Origin of the sequence: Nonomuraea sp. NPDC052116, assembly GCF_040680035.1 — a bacterium.
In the GTDB taxonomy this organism is placed as follows: domain Bacteria; phylum Actinomycetota; class Actinomycetes; order Streptosporangiales; family Streptosporangiaceae; genus Nonomuraea; species Nonomuraea angiospora_A.
On sequence record NZ_JBFAWA010000004.1, the window covers coordinates 230245 to 251436 of the forward strand.

At 69.8% G+C, this 21192-nt stretch carries 21 protein-coding genes; 13 read left to right on the top strand and 8 right to left on the bottom strand.

All coding sequences use genetic code 11. The features are described 5' to 3' along the window. Positions 1-88: 88 nt before the first annotated feature. Together greA and AB0L65_RS09140 are read right to left on the bottom strand one after the other, a co-directional pair. Positions 89-589, bottom strand: coding sequence for a transcription elongation factor GreA (gene greA / locus AB0L65_RS09135; RefSeq protein ID WP_148437100.1), 501 nt, complete (start codon positions 587-589; stop codon positions 89-91). A 108-nt stretch (positions 590-697) separates the two neighbouring features. Continuing rightward, positions 698-1117, bottom strand: coding sequence for a DUF4307 domain-containing protein (locus AB0L65_RS09140; RefSeq protein ID WP_364242287.1), 420 nt, complete (start codon positions 1115-1117; stop codon positions 698-700). Between the two features lie 135 nt (positions 1118-1252). Between AB0L65_RS09140 and mca the strand changes: the two genes are divergently transcribed. The 3 genes from mca to AB0L65_RS09155 are packed head-to-tail and all read left to right on the top strand — an operon-like array spanning position 1253 to position 2633. Continuing rightward, entirely contained in the window at positions 1253-2137 is an 885-nt protein-coding gene (gene mca, locus AB0L65_RS09145; RefSeq protein WP_364242289.1) for a mycothiol conjugate amidase Mca, read from the top strand. A 34-nt stretch (positions 2138-2171) separates the two neighbouring features. Then, on the top strand, positions 2172-2336 hold the full coding sequence (locus tag AB0L65_RS09150; RefSeq protein ID WP_192788033.1) for a hypothetical protein: 165 nt from the start codon (positions 2172-2174) through the stop codon (positions 2334-2336). After that, positions 2337-2633, top strand: coding sequence for a GNAT family N-acetyltransferase (locus AB0L65_RS09155; protein WP_350725709.1), 297 nt, complete (start codon positions 2337-2339; stop codon positions 2631-2633). It begins immediately after the preceding gene. Here the strand turns inward: AB0L65_RS09155 and AB0L65_RS09160 are convergent. Next, positions 2616-3764, bottom strand: a complete 1149-nt coding sequence (locus tag AB0L65_RS09160) for a hypothetical protein (protein WP_364242822.1) — start codon at positions 3762-3764, stop codon at positions 2616-2618. The two genes, AB0L65_RS09155 and AB0L65_RS09160, sit on opposite strands and share 18 nt — an antisense overlap. A gap of 158 nt (positions 3765-3922) precedes the next feature. Here AB0L65_RS09160 and AB0L65_RS09165 point away from each other — a divergent pair, with 158 nt between their 5' ends. Further along, positions 3923-5875 carry a thioredoxin domain-containing protein gene (locus tag AB0L65_RS09165; protein ID WP_364242292.1) on the top strand — a complete coding sequence of 651 codons (1953 nt, stop codon included), beginning with the start codon at positions 3923-3925 and terminating at the stop codon, positions 5873-5875. On the opposite strand, the gene AB0L65_RS09170 is transcribed toward AB0L65_RS09165, so the two are convergent. Continuing rightward, the gene (locus AB0L65_RS09170; protein WP_364242295.1) at positions 5872-7872 is read right to left on the bottom strand and encodes a transglycosylase domain-containing protein; all 2001 of its coding nucleotides are present in this window, start codon (positions 7870-7872) and stop codon (positions 5872-5874) included. The two genes, AB0L65_RS09165 and AB0L65_RS09170, sit on opposite strands and share 4 nt — an antisense overlap. 255 nt (positions 7873-8127) lie before the next feature. Further along, positions 8128-8607: an Lrp/AsnC family transcriptional regulator gene (locus tag AB0L65_RS09175; protein WP_350725715.1), complete on the bottom strand. Its 480-nt coding sequence runs from the start codon at positions 8605-8607 to the stop codon at positions 8128-8130. 103 nt (positions 8608-8710) lie between these two features. Here AB0L65_RS09175 and hppD point away from each other — a divergent pair, with 103 nt between their 5' ends. The 5 genes from hppD to AB0L65_RS09200 all read left to right on the top strand — a co-directional run bounded on the left by hppD (position 8711) and on the right by AB0L65_RS09200 (position 13032). Continuing rightward, positions 8711-9820, top strand: coding sequence for a 4-hydroxyphenylpyruvate dioxygenase (hppD, locus tag AB0L65_RS09180; protein WP_364242298.1), 1110 nt, complete (start codon positions 8711-8713; stop codon positions 9818-9820). Between the two features lie 34 nt (positions 9821-9854). Beyond that, positions 9855-10295 carry an RDD family protein gene (locus tag AB0L65_RS09185; protein ID WP_364242301.1) on the top strand — a complete coding sequence of 147 codons (441 nt, stop codon included), beginning with the start codon at positions 9855-9857 and terminating at the stop codon, positions 10293-10295. A 44-nt stretch (positions 10296-10339) separates the two neighbouring features. Beyond that, entirely contained in the window at positions 10340-11752 is a 1413-nt protein-coding gene (locus AB0L65_RS09190; protein WP_364242303.1) for a M1 family metallopeptidase, read from the top strand. A gap of 72 nt (positions 11753-11824) precedes the next feature. Continuing rightward, complete coding sequence (locus AB0L65_RS09195) at positions 11825-12370, top strand: RNA polymerase sigma factor (RefSeq protein ID WP_364242306.1); 546 nt, start codon at positions 11825-11827, stop codon at positions 12368-12370. After that, entirely contained in the window at positions 12367-13032 is a 666-nt protein-coding gene (locus AB0L65_RS09200) for a hypothetical protein (RefSeq protein ID WP_364242309.1), read from the top strand. The genes AB0L65_RS09195 and AB0L65_RS09200 overlap by 4 nt, the downstream gene beginning before the upstream one ends. 93 nt (positions 13033-13125) lie before the next feature. Here AB0L65_RS09200 and AB0L65_RS09205 read toward each other — a convergent pair whose 3' ends face one another. Then, entirely contained in the window at positions 13126-14295 is a 1170-nt protein-coding gene (locus AB0L65_RS09205) for an FIST N-terminal domain-containing protein (protein WP_364242825.1), read from the bottom strand. Positions 14296-14466: 171 nt separating this feature from the next. On the opposite strand from AB0L65_RS09205, the gene AB0L65_RS09210 reads away from it, so the two are divergent. The 4 genes from AB0L65_RS09210 (at position 14467) to AB0L65_RS09225 (ending at position 19228) form a co-directional block, all read left to right on the top strand. Beyond that, positions 14467-15858, top strand: coding sequence for a sigma 54-interacting transcriptional regulator (locus tag AB0L65_RS09210; RefSeq protein ID WP_350725727.1), 1392 nt, complete (start codon positions 14467-14469; stop codon positions 15856-15858). Positions 15859-15952: 94 nt separating this feature from the next. Then, a complete protein-coding gene (locus tag AB0L65_RS09215) occupies positions 15953-16666 on the top strand; it encodes a hypothetical protein (RefSeq protein ID WP_364242311.1) in 714 nt (237 codons plus the stop codon). A gap of 30 nt (positions 16667-16696) precedes the next feature. Beyond that, entirely contained in the window at positions 16697-18715 is a 2019-nt protein-coding gene (locus AB0L65_RS09220; protein ID WP_364242314.1) for a hypothetical protein, read from the top strand. A 33-nt stretch (positions 18716-18748) separates the two neighbouring features. After that, entirely contained in the window at positions 18749-19228 is a 480-nt protein-coding gene (locus AB0L65_RS09225; protein WP_364242317.1) for a GNAT family protein, read from the top strand. A 70-nt stretch (positions 19229-19298) separates the two neighbouring features. On the opposite strand, the gene AB0L65_RS09230 is transcribed toward AB0L65_RS09225, so the two are convergent. Together AB0L65_RS09230 and AB0L65_RS09235 are read right to left on the bottom strand one after the other, a co-directional pair. Then, positions 19299-20021 (bottom strand): hypothetical protein, encoded by a 723-nt coding sequence (locus AB0L65_RS09230; protein ID WP_364242320.1) that lies wholly within the window; start codon positions 20019-20021, stop codon positions 19299-19301. Positions 20022-20212: 191 nt separating this feature from the next. Continuing rightward, positions 20213-21166, bottom strand: a complete 954-nt coding sequence (locus AB0L65_RS09235; protein ID WP_364242323.1) for a pyridoxamine 5'-phosphate oxidase family protein — start codon at positions 21164-21166, stop codon at positions 20213-20215. Positions 21167-21192: the final 26 nt, after the last annotated feature.

Genomic DNA, 21192 nt, shown 5'->3' on the forward strand with positions numbered 1-21192 from the left:
ACCAGGAAGCTGAGGTCCTGCCGGATCCCTGACGTACGCGAAAAATCCGCCGGGCCAGCGTGGGCCCGGCGGTCGTCCTGCGGGGGTGTCAGTTGCCGATGTACGGCACTGCCTCAAGGATCTCGACCGTGTTCTGGCGGCCGTTGGGCATGGAGTAGGTCGCCTTCTCCCCGATCTTCTTGCCGTTGATCGCCGCCCCGAGCGGGGACTTGGGCGAGTAGACGTCGATCGGCGCTCCGCTCTCTTCGCGGGAGGCGAGCAGGAAGGTGACCTCGTCGTCGTCGCCGACGAAGCGGATGGTCACGGTCATGCCGGGGCCCACCACGCCCTCGGCCTTGGGGGCCTCTCCCACCTGGGCGTTGTCGAGGATCTGCCGGAGGTGGAAGATCCGGGCTTCCATCTTGCCCTGCTCGTCCTTGGCGGCGTGGTAGCCACCGTTCTCACGCAGGTCGCCCTCTTCGCGGGCGGCTTCGATCTTCTTGGCGATGTCGACGCGCCCGGGGCCAGAGAGATATTCGTACTCCGCCTTCAGGCGGTCGTACGCCTCCTGCGTCAGCCATGTGACGTTCTCATCGCGAGAGTCGGCCACGGGTTCTCCTTGCTTGCCTAGGGGGCCCTGAGATCACTTGAGGTTACGTGTGGTTGAATTGCGAAAGGCTAACAAGTCAACCGCTCCACCGCTTCCCCAAACGTCTCACTATACGAGATTGCAGTACTGGATGTGGACGGAAGTGGCCTCACCACTGGTGTCGAGGCTTTCCTTGATCTGCTTACTACCCCCGCCAGCCGGGATTCTTACTTCCTTGCTGCCCACTTCCGCGTGATAGACGTCCAGCGCCCTGATCCGGCAGACAGCCACCCTATCGTCTGGCTTGTACACCTCAAAGGTGATCTCCGCGCGATTCGCGCTGACGACGTTGAACGTCACCACCTGCGACGGCGCCTCCGAACCACCCGCCGTCATCGACCACATCACGTAACCCCAGCCACCCGCGATGATGGCCACCAGCACGCCGATCACGACGTGGACGACCAGCCGCCCGCCTCGTCTGGGGCGGTCGGGGAAGTCGTCGGGTGTGCCGAGAACTGGTTGGTTCTCGACATCTCTGGTCGCCATGGCGGAATCTCCCTGCACTCCCTGAGCGTTATCCGAGACAATTGTCGCCCGCGGGGGGTGTGCCCTCGCGACCGCCCAGCAGAAACTAACCTCTCTGGGCGAGTGACCGGTCCCTACTGAGGAGACATCGAGCCCGTGAGTGCACCGCTGAGGCTGATGGCCGTCCACGCCCACCCCGATGACGAGTCGAGCAAGGGTGCCGCCACGATGGCGCGTTACGTGCGCGAAGGTGTGGAAGTGCTGGTCTGTACGCTCACGGGCGGTGAGCGGGGCTCCGTGCTCAATCCGAAGATGGATCGGCCCGAGATCGTGGCGAACATCGCCGCGGTGCGCAAGGCCGAGATGGACCGGGCCCGCGAGATCCTTGGCGTGCAGCAGCGGTTCATGGGCTTCGTCGACTCCGGGCTGCCGGAGAACGAGGACGAGGCGCTGCCCGAGGGCTCCTTCGCCACGCAGAAGCTGGAGGACGCCTCGGCGCCGCTGGTGGCGGCCGTGCGGGAGTTCAGGCCGCACGTGATCATCACGTACGACGACGACGGCGGCTACCCCCACCCCGACCACATCATGACCAACAAGGTCTCGGTGGAGGCCTTCGAGGCCGCCGGCGACCCCGACCGCTACCCGGGCACGGGCGACCCGTGGCAGCCGCTGAAGCTCTACTACCAGATGGGCTTCACCAAGGAGCGGTTCGAGGCGCTGCACGAGGCGATGACCGAGCGTGGCCTCGGCTCGCCGTACGCCGACTGGATCGCCCGCTGGGAGGACCGCCCGGCCAAGTGGCCGGTCACCACGCGGGTGCCGTGCGGCGACTACTTCGAGATCCGCGACCAGGCCCTGATCGCCCACGCCACCCAGATCGACCCCGACAGCTGGTGGTTCGTCTGCCCGCGCGAGCTGCAGCAGGAGATCTGGCCGACCGAGGACTACCACCTGGCGCGCTCGCTGGTGGACACGGAGCTGCCGGAGGACGACCTGTTCGCGGGCATCCACGCCGAGGACGTCTCCCCCGCCTGCCACTGACGGGACCACGCTCCCCCAGTGGCAGACTGGAACTGTGAACGTTCTAGCAGCAGGTGATGTGAGTCCGGGCCTGCTCGGCTTCCTCGTCGTGGCCTTCCTCGGCTTTGCCCTGTACTTCCTGGTCAAGTCGATGAACAAGCAGATGTCGAAGATCCAGGTCCCCCACGAGGGCGACGTGGACGACAAGAAGGCCGAGTAGATGCCGATCGAAGTTGTCGACAACTCGACGGAGAGCCGGTTCGAGGTGCTCGTGGACGGCAAGGTCGCCGGGTTCGCCGACTATCGCCTGCTGCCCACCAAGATCGTCTTCACGCACACCGAGGTCCTGCCCGCGTACGAGGGGCAGGGGCTGGCGAGCAGGCTGGTCGCGTTCGCGCTCCAGGCGAGCGCCGACACCGGCCTACGCGTCGTGCCGCTCTGCCCCTACGTGGCGAAGTACATCAAGCGGCACCCCGAGTTCCAGCACCTGGTCGACAGCTCATTCGGCAGCGCGTGACCAGGCCCGTTCCAGCGCCTTGGGCAGGCCCCACCAGCCCAGCGGGGTGAGCACCTCGTCCTTGTCCACGATGCCGAGATAGCCCCACAGGCTCACCACCGAGCCGAACAGGCTCTCGGTCGCGTTGAGATCGTCGGTGTCCTGCTCGTCGACGTCGATGTCCTCCGACTCGGCGATGAGCCGCGCCATCCGCTCGGGCGAGGCCAGCACCCCCGGGCCCAGCCTCGCCAGCGCCGCCACCCCGGCCAGCCAGTCGGCGTGCTGGATCGCGCAGAGGTTGGCCAGCGTCGCGTCCTCCAGGGTGAGCTCCCCGTCCAGGTCGACGAACTCCTCCAGCAGGTCCCCGCTCTCCGACAGGTCCGAGATCGGCCCCGCGATGCCCGCCGCCACCGCCAGCCACAGCTCACCGTCGTCGTCCGGCATCGGGCCGTCCTCCAACCCGGCGCACGCCCGCAGCACGTTGGCGGGGTAGCCGGGCAGGGCGAGCAGCGCGCGCAGGCGCGCCGCCGCCGCGTCCAGCTCGCCGGCGGGCAGCTCGGGCTGCGCGGGCAGGCCGGCGACGATCCGCCGCAGCTCCGACAGCGCGAACGCCTCCTCCTCGTCCCAGATCGCGAACGACTCCTCGTCCAGCTCGTCGCTCACCGCGAATCCGGGCACCCTGCCGTCGGCCAGCGGCGTGCCGAGCCAGCGCTCCTGCAGCTCCTCGTACGCGCCGCGGGCCGCCCGATCGCCTTCCGCCAGCGCGTCGGGGTCGATCTCACCGGACTCGACCCGTTCCTCCAGGTACGCGACCAGCCGGCCGAACATCTCCACCGCCACGGGCCCGCGCTCGTCCTCCTCCGGCCAGACGAAGTAGCTGGGCGTCATGAGGATCGGCTCGGTGCCGGTGGACTCGACCCAGCGCTGCACGTCGCCGACCGTGGCGACACCCGACTCGATCGAGCTGAGCGTGGCCTTGGCGGACTCCCAGAACGGGCGGGAGAGCGGGTTGCCCGCCGCCATCATCGCGCGCCGCAGGTCGGGCAGCGCCACCAGCGCCACCCCTGAGGGAACGGCCAGCAGGGAGCGTGCCACGTCCCTGCGGGTGACGGCGCCGACCGGGCGGCCGGCGTGTGCGCAGACGAAGTCCATATCCACGCCCCGTAACCTAGCCCGTCCCGGCCTCCCCAGTCAGCCGCCCCCCGCTCTCGTTCGGCGAGCGCCCCGTCCGAGCAACGGGGCAGCGGGCGGGCCGTGCGGCGGGAGAGGCCCGGGGCGGGGGCGGACTAGGCTGATCAGTGGAGGTCCTGATGAACCGCTTGAAAGACGCCACGAGCCCCTACCTGCTGCAGCACGCGGACAACCCCGTGGACTGGCACCCCTGGGGTGAGGAGGCGTTCACGGAGGCCAGGCGGCGGGACGTGCCGCTCCTGATCAGCGTCGGCTACTCAGCGTGTCACTGGTGTCACGTGATGGCGCACGAGAGCTTCGAGGACCCCGGCACCGCGCGCCTCATGAACGAGCACTTCGTCAACATCAAGGTCGACCGCGAGGAGCGGCCGGACGTGGACGCCGTCTACATGGGCGCCACCCAGGCGATGACGCGCCAGGGCGGCTGGCCGATGACGGTGTTCGCCACGCCCGAGGGCCACCCGTTCTACTGCGGCACCTACTTCCCGCGCCCCCACTTCCAGCGCCTGCTCACCGAGGTGCACAACGTGTGGGTCGGCGACCGGCAGTCCGTGCTGCAGCAGGGCGCCAAGGTGGTGGAGGCGCTCACCACGAACACCACGCTGCCCAGCGGGGCCGTGCCCAAGGAGGAGACGCTGGCGCTCGCCATGCGGAACCTGGGCCAGGAGTTCGACGGCGTCAACGGCGGCTTCGGCAGGGCTCCCAAGTTCCCGCCGTCCATGGTGCTGGAGTTCCTGCTGCGCTCGGGCGAGCGCGAGATGAGCGGCGAGACGCTCGGGTCGATGGCCCGCGGCGGCCTGTACGACCAGCTCGGCGGCGGGTTCGCCCGCTACAGCGTCGACGCGGAATGGGTCGTGCCGCACTTCGAGAAGATGCTCTATGACAACGCGCTCCTGCTGCGCGTCTACACGCACTGGTGGAAGGCGGGCGGCGGCGAGCTCGCGCGGCGGGTGGCCCTGGAGACGGCCGACTGGCTGCTGCGGGAGATGCGCACCGAGGAGGGCGGGTTCGCCTCCGCGCTCGACGCCGACAGCGAGGGCGTGGAGGGCAAGTTCTACGTCTGGACGCCGGAGGAGCTGCGCGAGGTGCTCGGCGAGGACGACGGGCGCTGGGCGCAGGAGCTGTTCGAGGTGACCGGCACGTTCGAGCACGGCACGTCCGTGCTGCAGCTCCCGCGCGATCCAGACGACCCGGCGCGCTACGCGAGCGTCCGCGAGCGGCTGCTGGCCGCCAGGGACCGGCGCGTACGCCCTGGGCGCGACGACAAGGTCGTGGCCTCGTGGAACGGCCTGGCCATCGCGGCCCTGGCGGAGACCGGCGTGGTGTTCGAGCGCCCCGACCTCGTGGCGGCGGCCACGGCCGCGGCCGGCCTGCTCGCGAGCACGCACGTGGCCGACGGCAGGCTGCTGCGGACGTCCAAGGACGGCCGGGCGGGCACCAACGCCGGGGTGCTCGAGGACTACGCCAACCTGGCCGAGGGCCTGATCTCCCTGTACGGCGTGACCGGCGAGGCCAGGTGGCTCCGGCTGGCAGGCTCGCTGCTGGACACGGTGCTCGACAGGTTCGCCGACGACACGGGCGGCTTCTACGACACGGCCGACGACTCCGAACGGCTCTTCCAGCGGCCGCAGGACCCCACGGACAACGCGACCCCGTCGGGCCAGTTCGCGGCCGCGGGCGCGCTGCTCTCCTACGGCGCCCTGACCGGCTCCACACGGCACAGGGAGGCCGCCCAGGCCGCGCTCGGCGCGGTGTCCGTGCTGGCCACGGGGCACGCCAGGTTCGCGGGCTGGGGCCTCGCGGTGGCGCGGGCGGCGCTGGACGGGCCCGTGGAGGTGGCCGTGATCGGCCCGGCCGACGACCCGCGCACGGCGGAGCTGCACAGAGAGGCGCTGCTGGCCGACGTGCCGGGGCTGGTGGTCGCCCGCGGCCCCGGCGGCTTCCCGGAGCTGCTGGAGGGGCGCGGGCTGGTCGGCGGGGCGCCTGCCGCGTACGTGTGCAAGGGGTTCACCTGCCGCCTGCCCGTGACGACGGTCGATGACCTGCGGGCGGAGCTGGGAGCGGCGCGCTAACCCGACTGCGGGCGGCCCGTGTTGGTGTCGTTGATCGTGTCGCCCCCGGTCGTGGGCTGGTCGGGCGTCTGCTGCTGCGTGGACGGCGGGCCGGTCTGCTCGTCGGGCTGCTGCTGGTCCTGCTGCGGCCCGTTGTCGCTCGGCTGATCCGTCACCGGCGGGCCGTCCGTGGACGGAGGCGCGGTGATGTCGGGCTCGGGCGTGTTGTCGAACCAGTCGTTCGGGTTGCGCGGCGGCGTGTAGTCCTGCTGGGGACCGTCCTGGTTCTGGTCGGGCGACGAGTAGTCGGGGCCCCAGCCGTAGTCGGACGGCTCGGGGAACTCCTCGACCGGCTTGCCCGCCATGGCCTCGGTCATGAACGCCCGCCAGATCTGCGCCGGGAGCTGGCCGCCGAACTGCGTGCCGTACCCGGGGATCGTGACGGTGGCGTTGTCCTCCCTGAACATGTCGACGGCGACGGCGAGCTGCGGCGTGAACCCGTTGAACCAGACGCTCTTCGACTTGTCCGTGGTGCCCGTCTTGCCGGCCACCGGGCGGTCGTAGAGCCGGGCGGCGGTGCCGGTGCCGTACTTGACGACCTGCTGCATCGCGTACGTGGCGTCCCCGGCGGCCTGCTCGCCGACCACCCGCGTCGAGGCCGGCTCGACGGTCTTCTTCTTGCCCTCGGCGTCTGTGACCGACATCACCACGTGGGCCTCCATGTGCACGCCCTTGTTGGCGAACGTGGAGAAGCCCGAGGCGTTCTGGACGGCGCTGACCGAGGAGACGCCGAGCGGGAAGGACGCGTAGCTCTGCTGCTTCGCGAGCTGCGTCTTGGGGATGCCCGCCTTCTCGGCGACGGCGGCGACCTTGTCCAGGCCGACCTTCTGGCCGAGGTCCACGAACGCGGTGTTGACCGAGTTCTGGGTGGCATGCACCAGGTCGATCTCGCCGTAGGAGCGGTCGCTGTCGTTGGGGATCGGCTTCGGGTCGGACGCCACGCGCATCGGCGAGTTGCCGTCGACCCTGGTGGACAGGTCGAAGCCGTTTTCGAGCGCCGCCGCCAGCGTGTACGGCTTGAACGTCGACCCGGCCTGGACCTTGGCCGAGAACGCGCTGTCGTACTGGGACTGCGCGGGGCTGCCGCCGTAGAACGCGACGATCTCACCGGTGGCCGGATCGACGGCCGCCAGCCCCGTGTGGACCTTCTTGGGCGTGGCGTCGGGCAGCACGTCCTTGACGGCCCGCTGGGCGGCCTGCATGAGCTTCTTGTCGAACGTCGTGACGATCTTCAGCCCGCCGCCGTTGATGTCCTCGTCGGAGTAGCCGCGCCGGTTGAGCTCGGCCGTCACCTGCTCCAGCATGTACTGGGCCTGCCCCTTGAGCTCGAACGGCTTCCTCGGCGCCGTGAGCTTGGGGAAGCGCTGGTCGGCGACCTGGGCGGGCGTCAGCATGCCGGTCTGGCCCATCGCGTCGATCACGGACTTCCAGCGCTCCTGGGCCGCCGCCAGGTCGGGGCCCTTGGGGTCGGCGAAGCGGCTGGGCTGCTGGATCACCGTCGCGAGGTAGGCGCCCTCGGCCACGCTGAGCTGGCCGACGTCCTTGCCGAAGTAGGCGCGGGCGGCCGACTGGACGCCGTTGGCGCCACGGCCGAAGTAGATCGTGTTGAGGTACTGCTCGAGCACCCAGTCCTTCGACTTGGACTGGTCGACCTTGATCGCGATGAGGATCTCTTTGAACTTCCGGGTGACGGAACGTTCCTGGCTGAGGCCGCTGTAGTAGTTGCGCACGAGCTGCTGGGTGATCGTCGAACCGCCCTGGAGCTGCTGCCCGGTGACGGTGGACCAGACGGCCCGCGCGGTGCCCTTGACCGAGACGCCGCCGTCCTCGTAGAAGGAGCGGTTCTCGGCCGCGATGACCGCCTGCTGCACGTGCTTGGGCACCTTGGCCAGCTCGACGCTCTTGCGGTCGACGCCCTGGCGGGCGAGCACGGTCTTGCCGTCGCGGTAATAGATCACCGAACCCTGCGCGGTGGCCTGCTTCTGCGTGGAATCGGGAATAGGCGTCAGCGCCCATGCGACCGCGAAAAGCCCGACGAGTACGAGGATTCCCGCGCCAAATGAAATCAGTAGAAGTCGGAGTACTCGTCGTTTTCGCATCCCGTTGCCACCGCCGCTCCGCACCCTCGACCCCCCTTGTCACCCCTCATGCGCTGGGCGAATGTCAAGGCTAAACGATCGATAACGGTGCCTCGTCCCCTAGCGATAGTACGGCTACCGGTCACCGCGGCGCGGAACATCGGCGACCAACGGCAACACTCGATAGGGAACCGGGGTGTCCAGGGCGATGATCGAATTAGTCCGGAGCACACCCTGTACATCAACGATTCGGTCGATAACCCGCTGCAAATCGGCATTTGTCCGCGCCACCACGCGGCAGAGAAGATCGCTGTCGCCGGTGATCGTGTACACCTCCAGCACCTCCGGGATGGCGGCCAGCCGGTCGGCCACCGGGTCGTGCCCGGCGACCTGTCTTATCTCCATGCTGACAAACGCGGTGACGTCATAGCCGAGCGCCTCCGGCGACACGTCCGGCCCGAACCCGGTGATCACGCCCCTGGCGATCAACCGGTCCATCCGGGCCTGTACGGTGCCGCGGGCCACGCCGAGCCGGCGCGAGAACTCGAGCACCCCCAGGCGGGGCTCCTCCGTCATGAGGGTGATCAACCTGGCGTCCAGTTCATCGATCGTCATACTGCACAGATTTACCCGATTTCCCGGAGCTCTGCTAGGCATGTTGTCCACCGATTGAAGTAACTCTTGCGCACTGAGCTCAGGGATATCGAGAGTTGCCAGTATGAATGATGTCTTTCCGGTCAACGGCATGGACGCCGTCGTGTTCGCCGTGGGCAACGCCAAGCAGGCCGCCCACTACTACTCGACCGCGTTCGGCATGAGGTTGGTGGCCTACCGCGGGCCCGAGAACGGCAGCCGGGACGAGGTCGCGTACGTGCTGGTCTCGGGCGGCGCCACGTTCGAGTTCCGGGCCGCGGTCCGCCCGGGCACGGACCTGGCCAGGCACGTGGCCGAGCACGGCGACGGGGTGATCGACCTGGCGATCCAGGTGCCCGACGTGGAGGCGGCGTACGCGTACGCGGTCGCCCACGGGGCCGAGGGGCTGGCGGAGCCGTACACGATGGAGGACGAGCACGGCAAGGTGCAGGTCGCGGCCATCGCCACCTACGGTGAGACGCGCCACACGCTGGTCGACAGGTCCAACTACGGCGGCCCCCACCTGCCCGGTTACGTGGCCGCCGAGCCGCTGGTGGCGCCGCCGGCGACGAAGGGCGGGCGGCTCTTCCAGGCGATCGACCACTGCGTCGGCAACGTCGAGCTGGGCAAGATGGACGAGTGGGTGGAGTTCTACCAGAAGGTGATGGGCTTCACGAACATGGCGGAGTTCGTCGGTGACGACATCGCCACCGAGTACTCGGCGCTCATGTCCAAGGTCGTCGCCGACGGCACGCGCAAGGTCAAGTTCCCGCTGAACGAGCCGGCCGTCAGCCGCAGGAAGTCGCAGATCGACGAGTTCCTGGAGTTCTACGGCGGCCCCGGGGTGCAGCACATCGCCCTGGCCACCAACGACATCCTGACCACGGTCGACCACATGCGGGCGGCCGGCGTGCAGTTCCTGGACACGCCCGACTCGTACTACGACGACCCCGAGCTGCGGGAGCGCATCGGCAAGGTGCGGGCGCCGATCGAGGAGCTGAAGCGGCGGAAGATCCTCGTGGACCGCGACGAGGACGGCTACCTGCTGCAGATCTTCACCAAGCCGGTGCAGGACAGGCCCACGGTCTTCTTCGAGCTCATCGAGCGGCACGGCTCGCTGGGATTCGGCAAGGGCAACTTCAAGGCGCTGTTCGAGGCGATCGAGCGGGAGCAGGAACGAAGGGGCAATCTATAGTTTGTCCCGACTTAGTGGTGGTCATCAGGACATCATGGGAACACCACCGGGACTGGCGGGACGCTGGCGACGGTTGTTCGCCGGCGTCCTCGACTGGCTCATCGTCAACGTCATCTCCGCCCCCTTCACCTGGTCGAGCTGGGAGTACGTCTGGGACCGGAGCAGAGGGGCCTGGGACCGCTACCCGGTGGAGCACACCTTCCTGGCCGGACTCGTGGCCTTCCTGTACTTCTGGCTCCTGCACGCCTTCTGGAACGGCCAGACCCTCGGCAAGAGGCTGTTCGGCATGCGGGTCGTGCAGGAGAACGGCGCGCGGATCACCGTGGCGCAGGCCGCGGTGAGACAGATCGTCGAGACCGCGCTCGCCTGGGTCTGCTGCGTAGGCTCGCTGGTGGACCTCGGCTGGATCCTCTTCGACGCTCGCAAACAGGCGGTCCATGACAAGGCCGCCAGGACGGTCGTGGTGAATGCCTGACTCAGCGTAAGATTTTGGTCACGATCCGAAGGGGCGTGTTGCCAATGCGTATCGACAGACGCGGGGTGGCGCTGCTGGCCACGCTGAGTGTGCTGGCCTGTGCGCCCACCGACGGCCGGGCGGCGAGCGCGGACGACCCGCCCGCCGTCACCGACTACCGACCGGGCGCCGCCGGCATCGGCGACCCCGACTTCCCCGAGGACGGCAACGGCGGCTACGACGTGTCCCACTACGACCTGGCCGTCGACTACACCCCGAAGACCAAGCAGCTCGAAGGCCGGACCACCATCCAGGCCGCCGCCACTCAGAACCTGTCGAGCTTCAACCTCGACCTGGCCGGCTACGACGTGCGCCAGGTCACCGTCGACAACGCGGCGGCGAGGTTCAGGCGGAAGGGCGACGAGCTCACCGTGACCCCCTCCCGCCCGCTCGGCAACCGGTCCCGCTTCACTGTCAAGGTCGTCTACGCGGGGCGGCCCAAGGCCGCCGAGGACAGCGACAACCTGGGCACGTACGGGTTCATCCCGACCCCGGACGGCGCGTTCGTGGCCTCCGAGCCCAACGGCTCCAAGACCTGGTTCCCCAACAACGACCACCCTGCCGACAAGGCCACGTTCGACGTCGCGATCACCGTGCCCGCCGGGCTGACCGCCGTGTCCAACGGGGAGCTCCAGGGCCGGCCCACGACCGCCGGCGGCAAGACCACCTACCGGTGGCGCGAGCTCCACCCGATGGCGACCTACCTGGCGACCGCCACGCTCGGCAAGTTCGACCTGCGCCAGGGCCGCACCCCCGGCGGCATCCCGGAGTTCGCCGCCGTCGATCCCAAGTTCAAGAGCTCGCTCGACAAGCTCTACCAGCTCTCCGGCGAGGTCACCGACTACTGGTCGACGGTCTTCGGCCCCTACCCGTTCTCCTCGACCGGCGGCGTCATCGACGACTACATGGCCGGCTACGCGCTGGAAAACCAGACCAAGCCGCTCTACGGGGGCTTCGAGCCCGACGCGACCATCATCGCGCACGAGCTGGCCCACCAGTGGTTCGGCGACAGCCTCACCCTCAAGCGCTGGAAGGATCTCTGGCTCAACGAGGGCTTCGCCACGTACGCGGAGTGGCTGTGGCAGGAGCACAAGGGCACGAAGACCGCAAAGGCCATCTTCAAGGACCTTCACGCCCGCCCGGCCGACGACCCGATGTGGGCCTACCCGCCGGGGCGGGCCAAGCCCTCCGACCTGTTCAACGCGTCGGTCTACACGCGCGGCGCCATGACGCTGCAGGCCCTGCGCGACGCGATCGGCGACGACACCTTCTTCAGGCTGCTCAAGACGTGGACCGCCGACCACCGCTACGGTCACGTCACGACGGAGGAGTTCATCGCCCTCTCCGAGCAACTGTCGGGCAAAAACCTCCGCCCGCTCTTCGACGCCTGGCTCTTCCAGCCCCGCCGCCCCAGCTGACCTGCGGGGAAACGCTTCTCGTCGCTCGGTCCAAGTACGGATGTAAGGCGAACGACGAAGGGAGCGAGGCCAGTGCGCCTCAACGAAGACCCTGCGGCCTTTGAGGCCTTCTATCGCCGCCACGTCGATGCCGTCATGCGTTTCGTGGTCCGGCGGGTGAGCGACCCTCACCTCGCCGCCGACCTGACGGCGGACATCTTCCTGGCGGTGCTTGACTCGGCGCACACCTACGTGCCCGGCCGGGGCACCGAGATCGCCTGGCTGTACGGCGTTGCGCGCAACGTCGTGTCGGCCCGGCATCGGCAGGCGGCCCGGGAGGCGCGGGCGACCGGCCGCGTCGCCGGCCGGCGGCTGATGGACGACGACGACCTCGTGCGGATGGAGGAGCGGATCGACGCCGAGCGCCGGATGCGCGGCTCCCTGGAGGCCATGCGCGGCCTGCCGGAGGGCGAGCGCGCGGTGCTGGAGCTCGTCGCGATCGACCAGCTCACCGTCGCCGAGGTCGCCGAGGTCCTGGGGATCAGGCAGGTGACCGTACGAGTCAGACTGCACCGGGCAAGACGGGCCCTTGAGAACGTCGCTTCGCCGGCACCCGTGTACGTGGAGGGACAGGCATGAGCAATTTCGAGGAGCGCCTTCTCAGTGCACTCAAGGAAGAGATCACGACGAGAACGGCGGAGGACGACGTGACGACGACTGTGACACCGGCCAGGCGCGGCAGCTCCCGGCGGCGCTACGTGGGGCTGGCCGCCGCGCTGGCGGGGGTCGCGGCGGCCGCCACAGCGACGGCGGTGGTGCTGTCCGGACTCAACGGCAGCCCGGCGTACGCGGTGACCGAGGGGGCCAACGGGGTGATCACCGTGAAGATCAACAAGTTCGACGACCCGGAGGGGCTCCAGGCCGACCTGGCCGACGCCGGGGTCAAGGCGATCGTCGACTACCTGCCCGAGGGGCAGACCTGCAAGATGCCGCGTGGCGCGAACGGGAACGGTCCGGGCGAGTTCGCGGTGAGCTTCGGCCGGTCGGACAACGTGACCTCGTTCATGATCGAGAAGGGGGAGGTTCCGGAGGGCTCGACGCTGGTGATGGCCGTCTCGAAGAGCAAGGCCGGCGACGACCAGCCGCCGTTCGGGATGTCGCTCACCGTCGTGAAGGGGCCGGTCGCGCCCTGCGAGCCGACCGCGATGCCCGGTCCCGGCGCCCAGGACGGCGGGGGCGGCTTCCACACCAGCACCGGAGACGAGGGGCAGGGCCCCAGCACCGACTCGGCGACCGAGTAACCCACCCGCCAGGGCCCACCAGGGCCCGACCGGCCCTGTCCAGGCCCGGTGGCCCTCCCGAGCAGACGGGGCCGCCGGGCCTTCAGGCGCGTGTCACGGGCCGGAGCTGGAGAACACCAGGACGGACGCCGTGAACCCGTGCACATGGTTGTGGCCCGCCACCGGCCCGACCTCGCCGGCGGCGAAGAAGCCGGCCATGCCGATGGGCCCCAGCGTGTCACGCAGGGCGACCGGGTCGTGGTCGGCCGTGCCGAACATGGCCGAGCCCCGTCCGTTGCACGAGAACAGCAGCGCCCCGTCCACCTTGCCGAGCTGCTCCCGATGGGCGTCCAGCAGGTCGTACAGGTCCTCGTCGGCGGTGGCCGCGTCGCGTACCTGGAAACGCACGGTCCTGCCGATCTCCACGATGTCGCCGATGGCCACGGCCTCGCGTTCGGGATCGATGCCGATGACTCCCCTGATGAGGAAGTCGCCGCGTTCGTGGCGCTCGGCGTACTCGTCCATGGCCACGCCGATCTGCAGGCCGGAGGCGACCAGCTCGCGGTCGTCCTCGTCCAGCTCGCTGACGATGTCCTCCAGCCGGGCCAGCGCGGGCTGCCCGGCCAGCTCCAGCAGCAGGTTGTCCTCCGACGCGGTGACGACCATGCTGGGCCCGATCGGGCGGCAGCCCTGGCTGACGACGGTGCTGATCCTGACCGGGCCGCTGATCAGCACGCCGATCGCGCCCTCGGTGTAGACCTCGCCGTCGGCGAACAGCCGTACGGAGCCCCGTCCCTGCAACCCGTTGGCCAGCCCGCCGATCAACGGCAGGTCGCCGAGCACATCGACGGAGCGCTCGACGAAGGCGTCGGTCGGAAACGTGTACGGGTCGGCCAGCAGGATCGCCACATGATCATCGGCGCCCCGCTCGGGCAGCCCGACCACCACGAACCTGTCCTCGGCCGCCAGCGTCTCCAGCTGGAAGGTCGTCAGCCGGGCGCCGTCCAAGGTCGCCGCCCACGCGCTCACCGCGGGCAGCAGTTCGACCCCTTGTCCGTCGCCGATCACCCCCGTGGCACTGCATCCGACCACGTGCGCGTCGGGCGCGAGCCTCATAGCGGCCTCACCGGCCCGCGCGACGTCCTCGGGATCATCGCCGCAGATGAAGAAACAGACCAGGTCGGCCCGGCCACTGAGCCTCGACAGGGCCTGGCCCACGGCGGTCTCCGCGGCCCCCACCAGGTCGGAACCCACGGCGAGGCCGTCGGCGAAGCGGCTAGTCATAACGGCCACGAGTCTCGCCTCCCTCGACATGTCAAAGTTCCCTAGGCCCGATTCTCCCCACTAAAAGGACAAGCACGCGCACGAAACGTCACGCAATGGTCGAGATCCGAAATCTGCGCCAGATGCGAAACTCTCTGCCGCATCGCTCGCGGGGGACGTAGTCTCGTTCCCGTGCATCAGCCACGTATTCTCCGCGAGTTGCGAGAGAGCGGCCACGTTCATCGCACCGTCAAAGCCGAAGTCCGGGAGAACCTGCTTGCCAAGCTGCGGGCAGGCGAGCCACGATTCCCCGGCATCGTGGGCTTCGACGACTCCGTCCTGCCACACCTGGAGCGGGCCCTGCTCGCCGGGCACGACCTGGTCCTCCTCGGTGAGCGCGGCCAGGGCAAGACCCGGCTCATCCGCACCATCACCGGTCTGCTGGACGAATGGACCCCAGTCGTCGAAGGTTGCGAGATCAACGACCATCCGTACGCGCCGGCCTGCACGCGCTGTCAGGCCCTCGCGCGGGAGCTGGGGGACGAGCTGCCGGTCGCGTGGAAGCACCGCGACGAGCGCTACGGCGAGAAACTCGCCACGCCCGACACCTCCGTGGGCGACCTGATCGGCGACGTCGACCCGATCAAGATCGCTGAGGGACGCACCCTGGGCGACCCCGAGACCGTCCACTACGGCCTCGTCCCCCGCACCAACCGCGGTGTCTTCTCCGTCAACGAGCTGCCCGACCTGGCCGAGCGCATCCAGGTGTCGCTGCTCAACGTGCTGGAGGAGCGCGACATCCAGGTACGCGGCTACAACCTGCGGCTCCCGCTCGACATCCTGCTCATCGCCAGCGCCAACCCCGAGGACTACACCAACAGGGGCCGGATCATCACCCCGCTGAAGGACCGCTTCGGCGCCGAGATCCGCACCCACTACCCATTGACCGTCGAGGACGAGCTGACGCTCATCCGCCAGGAGTCCGTGCCGGACATCGGGGCCGACGTCCCCGAACACCTGATCGAGGTCATCGCCAGGTTCACCCGGCTCGTACGCGAGTCCACGGCGGTGGACGCCCGTTCCGGCGTGTCGGCGCGCTTCTCGATCGCCGCCGCCGAGACCGCCGCGGCCTCGGCCGTGCGCAGGGCGGCGCTGCAGGGCGAGGAGCAGGCCGTCACGCGCGTGGTCGACCTGGCCTCGGTGGTCCACAGCCTGCGGGGCAAGGTGGAGTTCGAGGTGAGCGAGGAGGGCAGGGAGACCGAGATCCTCGCCCACCTGCTGCGCCGGGCCACGGCGGAGACGTTCAGGACCCGGCTGGGCGGCATGGACCTGTCGGCGATCATCGACAAGTTCTCCGAGGGCACCCAGGTGGAGTCGGGCGAGCTGGTCCCCGCCGGCGAGCTGCTCCACCGGATGGGCCCGGTCACGGGCCTGGCGAAGGTCATGTCCAGGCTCGGCATGGGCGCGGGCGAGGAGTCGCCGGGGCACGCGGCAGCAGCCCTGGAGTTCGCGCTGGAGGGTCTTTACCTCATGCGGCGCCTGTCCAAGGAAGACCTTGACGGAGTGAGCGTCTACCGCACATGAACATATCGGCGGTCTTCCGCGTCATAGTGGATAGCTGATCACGCCGACCGGGAGGCCGCCCATGCGCCTGCTTGCCTGTGCCACCGCTCTTGCCATGGGTTTCGTCGCCGTGCCCGCCTCCGCCGAGACCACGGCGGCCAAGGTCGTGTACGGGTACGCCTGGGCCGACGGGAAGGGGCACCTGCGGATCGTCCCCAAGTCAGCCACTTTCGTGCGGAAGGGCGAGTTCCGGAGCTACCGGCTCAAGCCGGTGGCCGGGGCACAAGAGGTGCGGCTCGACTACACCGGCGCCTCCTTCGGCCGGGTCACGGTGGCGTGCGACCTGAAGGAGACCGAGGGCCAGGTGGCCCTCGACGCCAAGGGGCTGGGCCGGACGGCCTGCGAACCCGGGGATCTGACCGACGGGCTGGCCCGCGGCCCCGTCCCGCTCCGCGTCGAATACCGGGGCACGGACGCCGTCAAGATCAACGAGTTCCTGGTCACCGAGTGGCCGGGCACGCGCACCGCCCGCGGCACGCTCAATCGCGTCAACGACACGACGGTCCTGTTCACGACCGGCGGAAAGACCGTCAAGCTCGGGTACACGCACGCCACGAGCTTCTACCGGGCCACCGCGCGCTGCCGGGACGGGTGGCTGGCGGGCAGGCCGGTCAACGCCGACAAGCAGGGGCTCGGCAAGAAGTCGTGCACCTCGGCGGACCTGACCAAGGCGCTCAAGACGGCGGAGCACCCCGTACTGGTGAAGATCGACTACACCCCCGAGGCCGGCGGCGTCAACGAGGTGTGGGAGGTCTTCGGGGACGCGTAAACGGGCGGATCGGGTTAGCGTGGGTGCGTGATGGCCTTTCGCTATGGTGAGTACCACGACGGCCCCGATCCCCTCGCCCCGCCCTACGACGTGCGGGCGGCCCTCGACGAGATGGGCGACGCGATCCTGTCCGGTTCGACGCCGGTCCACGCCCTGCGCGACCTGCTCAAGCGCGGCCTGCCCGGCACGCAGGACCGCCGCGGGCTGGACGACATGCTCAGGGAGGTGCGCCGGCGCCGGCGCGACCTGCGCGAGCGCGGACGGCTCGACGGCACGCTGGAGAAGGCGCGGGCGCTGCTTGACAAGGCCATCGGGCAGGAGCGGGCCGAGCTGTTCCCCGACCCGTCCGACGACGCGCGGCTGCGGGAGGCCGGGCTCGACGGGCTGCCCGAGGACACGGCCAGCGCGATCCAGGAGCTGAGCACGTACGAGTGGCGCTCGTCGGCGGCGCGCCAGACGTTCGAGGAGCTGCGCGACCTGCTGCGGCGCGAGGTCCTGGACAGCCAGTTCAGGGGCCTGCGGGACGCCCTCGCCAACCCCGACCCCGAGGCGATGGAACGCGTCCGCCAGATGATGGCGGACCTGAACGAGATGCTGGACAAGGACTCCCGCGGCCAGCACACTCAGGCCGATTTTGACGACTTTATGGGGAAATATGGCGATTTGTTCCCCGAAAAGCCGCGCAACCTCGAGGAGCTCGTCGACATCCTGGCCCGCCGCGCCGCCGCCACGCAGCGCATGCTGGCCTCGATGACCCCGCGTCAGCGCGAGGAGCTCGCCGGCCTGATCAACCAGACCCTCGACCAGGCCGGGCTCTCCGACGAGATGCGCCGCCTCGGCGAGGCCCTCTACGCCCGCCGCCCCGACCTGGCGTGGAACGCCCCCGAACGCCTCACCGGCGAAGAGCCCCTGGGCATGGGCGACGCGGTCACGGCCCTTGAGGAGCTGGCCGACCTCACCCAGCTGGAGACCGCCCTGCGGCAGGACTACCCGGGCGCCAGGCTGGACGACATCGACGAGTCCGCCATACGCCGTGCGCTCGGCCGCTCGGCCGTAGACGACCTGGAGGCGCTCAAGCGCATCGAACGCGAGCTGGAGGAGCAGGGCTACCTCCTGCGCCGCCGGGGCAAGCTGGAGCTCACCCCCAAGGCGGTCCGCCGCCTGGGCGAGACGGCGCTGCGCCGCGTGTTCTCCTCCCTCGACGCGGGCCGCCGCGGCGACCACGACCAGCACGACGCGGGCTCGGCCGGGGAGCTGACGGGCTCGACCCGGCCGTGGCGCTTCGGCGACGAGCAGCCCATCGACGTGGTCCGGACGCTGGTGAACGGCGTGCGCAGCGGCGGCGTCGCCACCCCGGGCACCGCCGTCCGCGACGCGGGGGCCGCTGTGCGCGACGCGGGGCCCGCCGGTTCGGGCAGGCGCGTCAGGGTCCGCCTCTCGGTGGACGACTTCGAGGTGGCCGAGACCGAGCGCCGCACCGCCGCGGCCGTCTGCCTCCTCGTGGACCTGTCGTACTCGATGGCCCTGCGGGGCACCTGGGCCGCCGCCAAGCAGACGGCGCTGGCGCTCCAGGCGCTGGTGGCGTCCAAGTTCCCGCAGGACGCGGTCCAGATCATCGGCTTCTCCAACTACGCCAGGGTGCTGCAGCCCGACGAGCTGGCCGGCCTCGACTGGGACATGGTCCAGGGCACCAACCTGCACCACGCCCTCCTGATCGCCGGCCGCCACCTCGACCGCCACCCCGACTTCGAGCCGGTGGTGCTGGTGGTCACGGACGGCGAGCCCACGGCCCACCTCATGCGCAACGGCAGGTCGGCGTTCGAGTGGCCGCCGTCGCACGAGACGCTGGAGCTCACGCTGGCCGAGGTCGACAAGATGACCCGGCGGCGGGCGACGATCAACGTCTTCATGCTGGCCGCCGACGACCGGCTGAAGGAGTTCGTGGACGAGGTGGCCCGCAGGAACGGCGGCCGCGTCTTCTCGCCGAGCGCCGAGCGCCTGGGCGAGTACGTGGTCAGCGACTTCCTCCGCCTGCGCCGCGCCCGCTGAGTTTGTCGGTGCCGTATGCCAGACTCGCTCGCCATGAGCGATGATGTGCGGTTGCGGGATGTGGTGGAGGCCGATCTGGAGGTCTTCCTGGCGCAGGAGCACGACCCGGAGGCGGCCCGGAGGTCCAGGTTCCCGCCCCGCCCCCGGGAGCGCTTCCTCCACCACTGGGCCACCCGGATCCTGGCCGACCCCGCCGTCTTCGTGCAGGCGGTCCTCGTCGACGGCGAGCCGGCCGGAAACATCGTGGCCTGGTGGGAGGAGGAGCGGCGCTTCATCGGCTACTGGTTCGGCCGCGAGTTCTGGGGCCGCGGCATCGGCACCCGGGCCCTGGCGCTCTTCCTGGAGCAGGAGAAGGCCCGTCCGCTCTACGCCGACCCGTACGAAGGCAACACCGGCTCGGTCCGGCTCCTGGAGAAGGTCGGCTTCCAGCGGTCCGGCACGGTGCGGCACGGCGAGGACCAGCACCTCATGCTGACCCTCCACGCCCCGGCCCCACCCTCTCCCGCGGCCTGAGGGGTGCCGACGTGCCGGATCCCGGTCGAGCGCCCGTGCCGGCCCCCAGAGCGTGATCGTCCACAGGCCGTCACGTCGTGCAGTACGCGTGAAGCACACCTCGCCTGTAGAAGAGGGCGTCATCGTTGCGCCAGCTGGCGGAGGCACCAGGACTTCCCGGAGTGTCCGAGAGTCCCACATTCACCAGCCCGGGCTCATGGATCTCTATGGCGTTCCTGAGCTTGGGATGACTCGGCGGGCACAGGATGAAGGTTCCCAGTGTTCCGAGGGGGTTCACATCCACCCGCTGCTTGACCATCGGCACAGGCGGCTGCGCCGGTTTCTCGTTCGAGCAGGCCAGGGTGACCGTGAGCGAGACATCGATCGGGTGGTGGGCCGCATCCTCGAATGACTGCGTATTGGAGAAGTAGACCTTCACCGACCGATTGGCGTCGTCGATCTCGAATTTGGTGAGGCTCGTGTGCTGCGCGTCCGCCTCTGAGCTGATCGTCGTCTCGCCGGCGACACCGACGATGTACGGCAGCGTGGACGGGCACTTCACCGGCACGTACCCACTGGTCTGCGCGCCGAGGCTCTTACCGCTCTGGAACTCTCCGTAGGCCGCGCCGGCCCAGGCCGGACCGGTGACGCTCACCAATCCCGCCGTGGCCAGCGTGACCGCCGCGACGATCTGCGCGGATTTAGCGATTCGCATGTTTCTCCTTGCCGTGGTCGAGTCTCTGCGCCGAATTGCCGGCGCGATGCGTTCCGTTCGGAACGGCATGTCGTCCGTCGTGGTCGCATCGACGAACATAGGAATTCGCTCTTGGCGAGCGCTTGACCCCGGCCTTGGTGAGGGCTTGGTGGCAGCTTGGCCACGCACCACGGCCATGGCCCTGGCCGGCCAATCTCCAGCGGGGCGATCCCCGGCGCTGATTGACGCCCGCCGGCGCCGCCACCGTCGCAAGCCGTCCAAGGCAGGCGATGCGCCGACCGCCCGAGGCGCTACGAATGATCCGCCCGCAGGCGGACTTTCGGCACCTGCTGGGCGCGGCGGGCGGCCTCGGCCCGGAGCCGGCGCCTCAGCTGCCCGCCGCGGCCGAGAAAGGAACGGGTCCGCAGGCGGCGGTCCTCCGGCAGGCTCCAGTCAGGGAGCGCGCGGTCGATCGCGACGGTGAGCCGGTCGTCGCCCTGGGCGGTGGCGGTGCCGAGCAGCACGACGTTCTCCTGCCAGCGCATGCCGGGATCGTGCCGGTGGAAGGTCAGGCAGACCGGCCCGGGCACGGCGGCCACGCCGGCGGGCAGATCCAGCTCGTACCCGGTCGTGGTGCGGGAGAAGGCGCGCGCGGGCACGGTCACGGGCCGGCCGTCCGCCACCATCGACACGATCGGCCGCCCCAGGTCGCGGGCCCGGCGGGCGTACGGGCGCCAGTCGGCGGGCGGCGCGGAGCGGCCGGGCGGGCGGGGACCCGACGGGGCCGGGTCCGAGGCGGGGGCCGTGGTGCCGGGCGGGCAGGTCCAGGTCAGCGGGTCGCGGGTCAGGTCGCCGCCCGGCCACCAGGTGATCCGCTCAGGGGTCACCTCGATGTAGATCCGCGCGAAGTACCAGGCCAAGCGCTTGACCAGGAACCACGGCAGCCCAGCGAAGGCGTCCGGGATCTTGGCCTGGGACTCGCGGACGTACCGGTCGGTGTTGGCCTGCAGGTCGGCGTCGCGGACGGTGGCGCGGCCCTGCACCAGCACCACCGGATCGCCCTCGAACAGCAGCGCGACGCGCGGATCACGGCGCGCCCGCTCGGCTTTGTCGGGATAGGTCAGGCCGGTGCTGACGTCGATGGTGCCGCGGGACCCGGTGTACGGGGTGACGGGCCAGGTGATGGGCCGCCCGTCGCGGGTGAGCGAGGTGTAGGCGCACACCACGGAGCTCCGGAACGTCGTGGTGGGGAGCGTGAGGGTCATGCCCGCGCACGCTAATGACGGTGTCT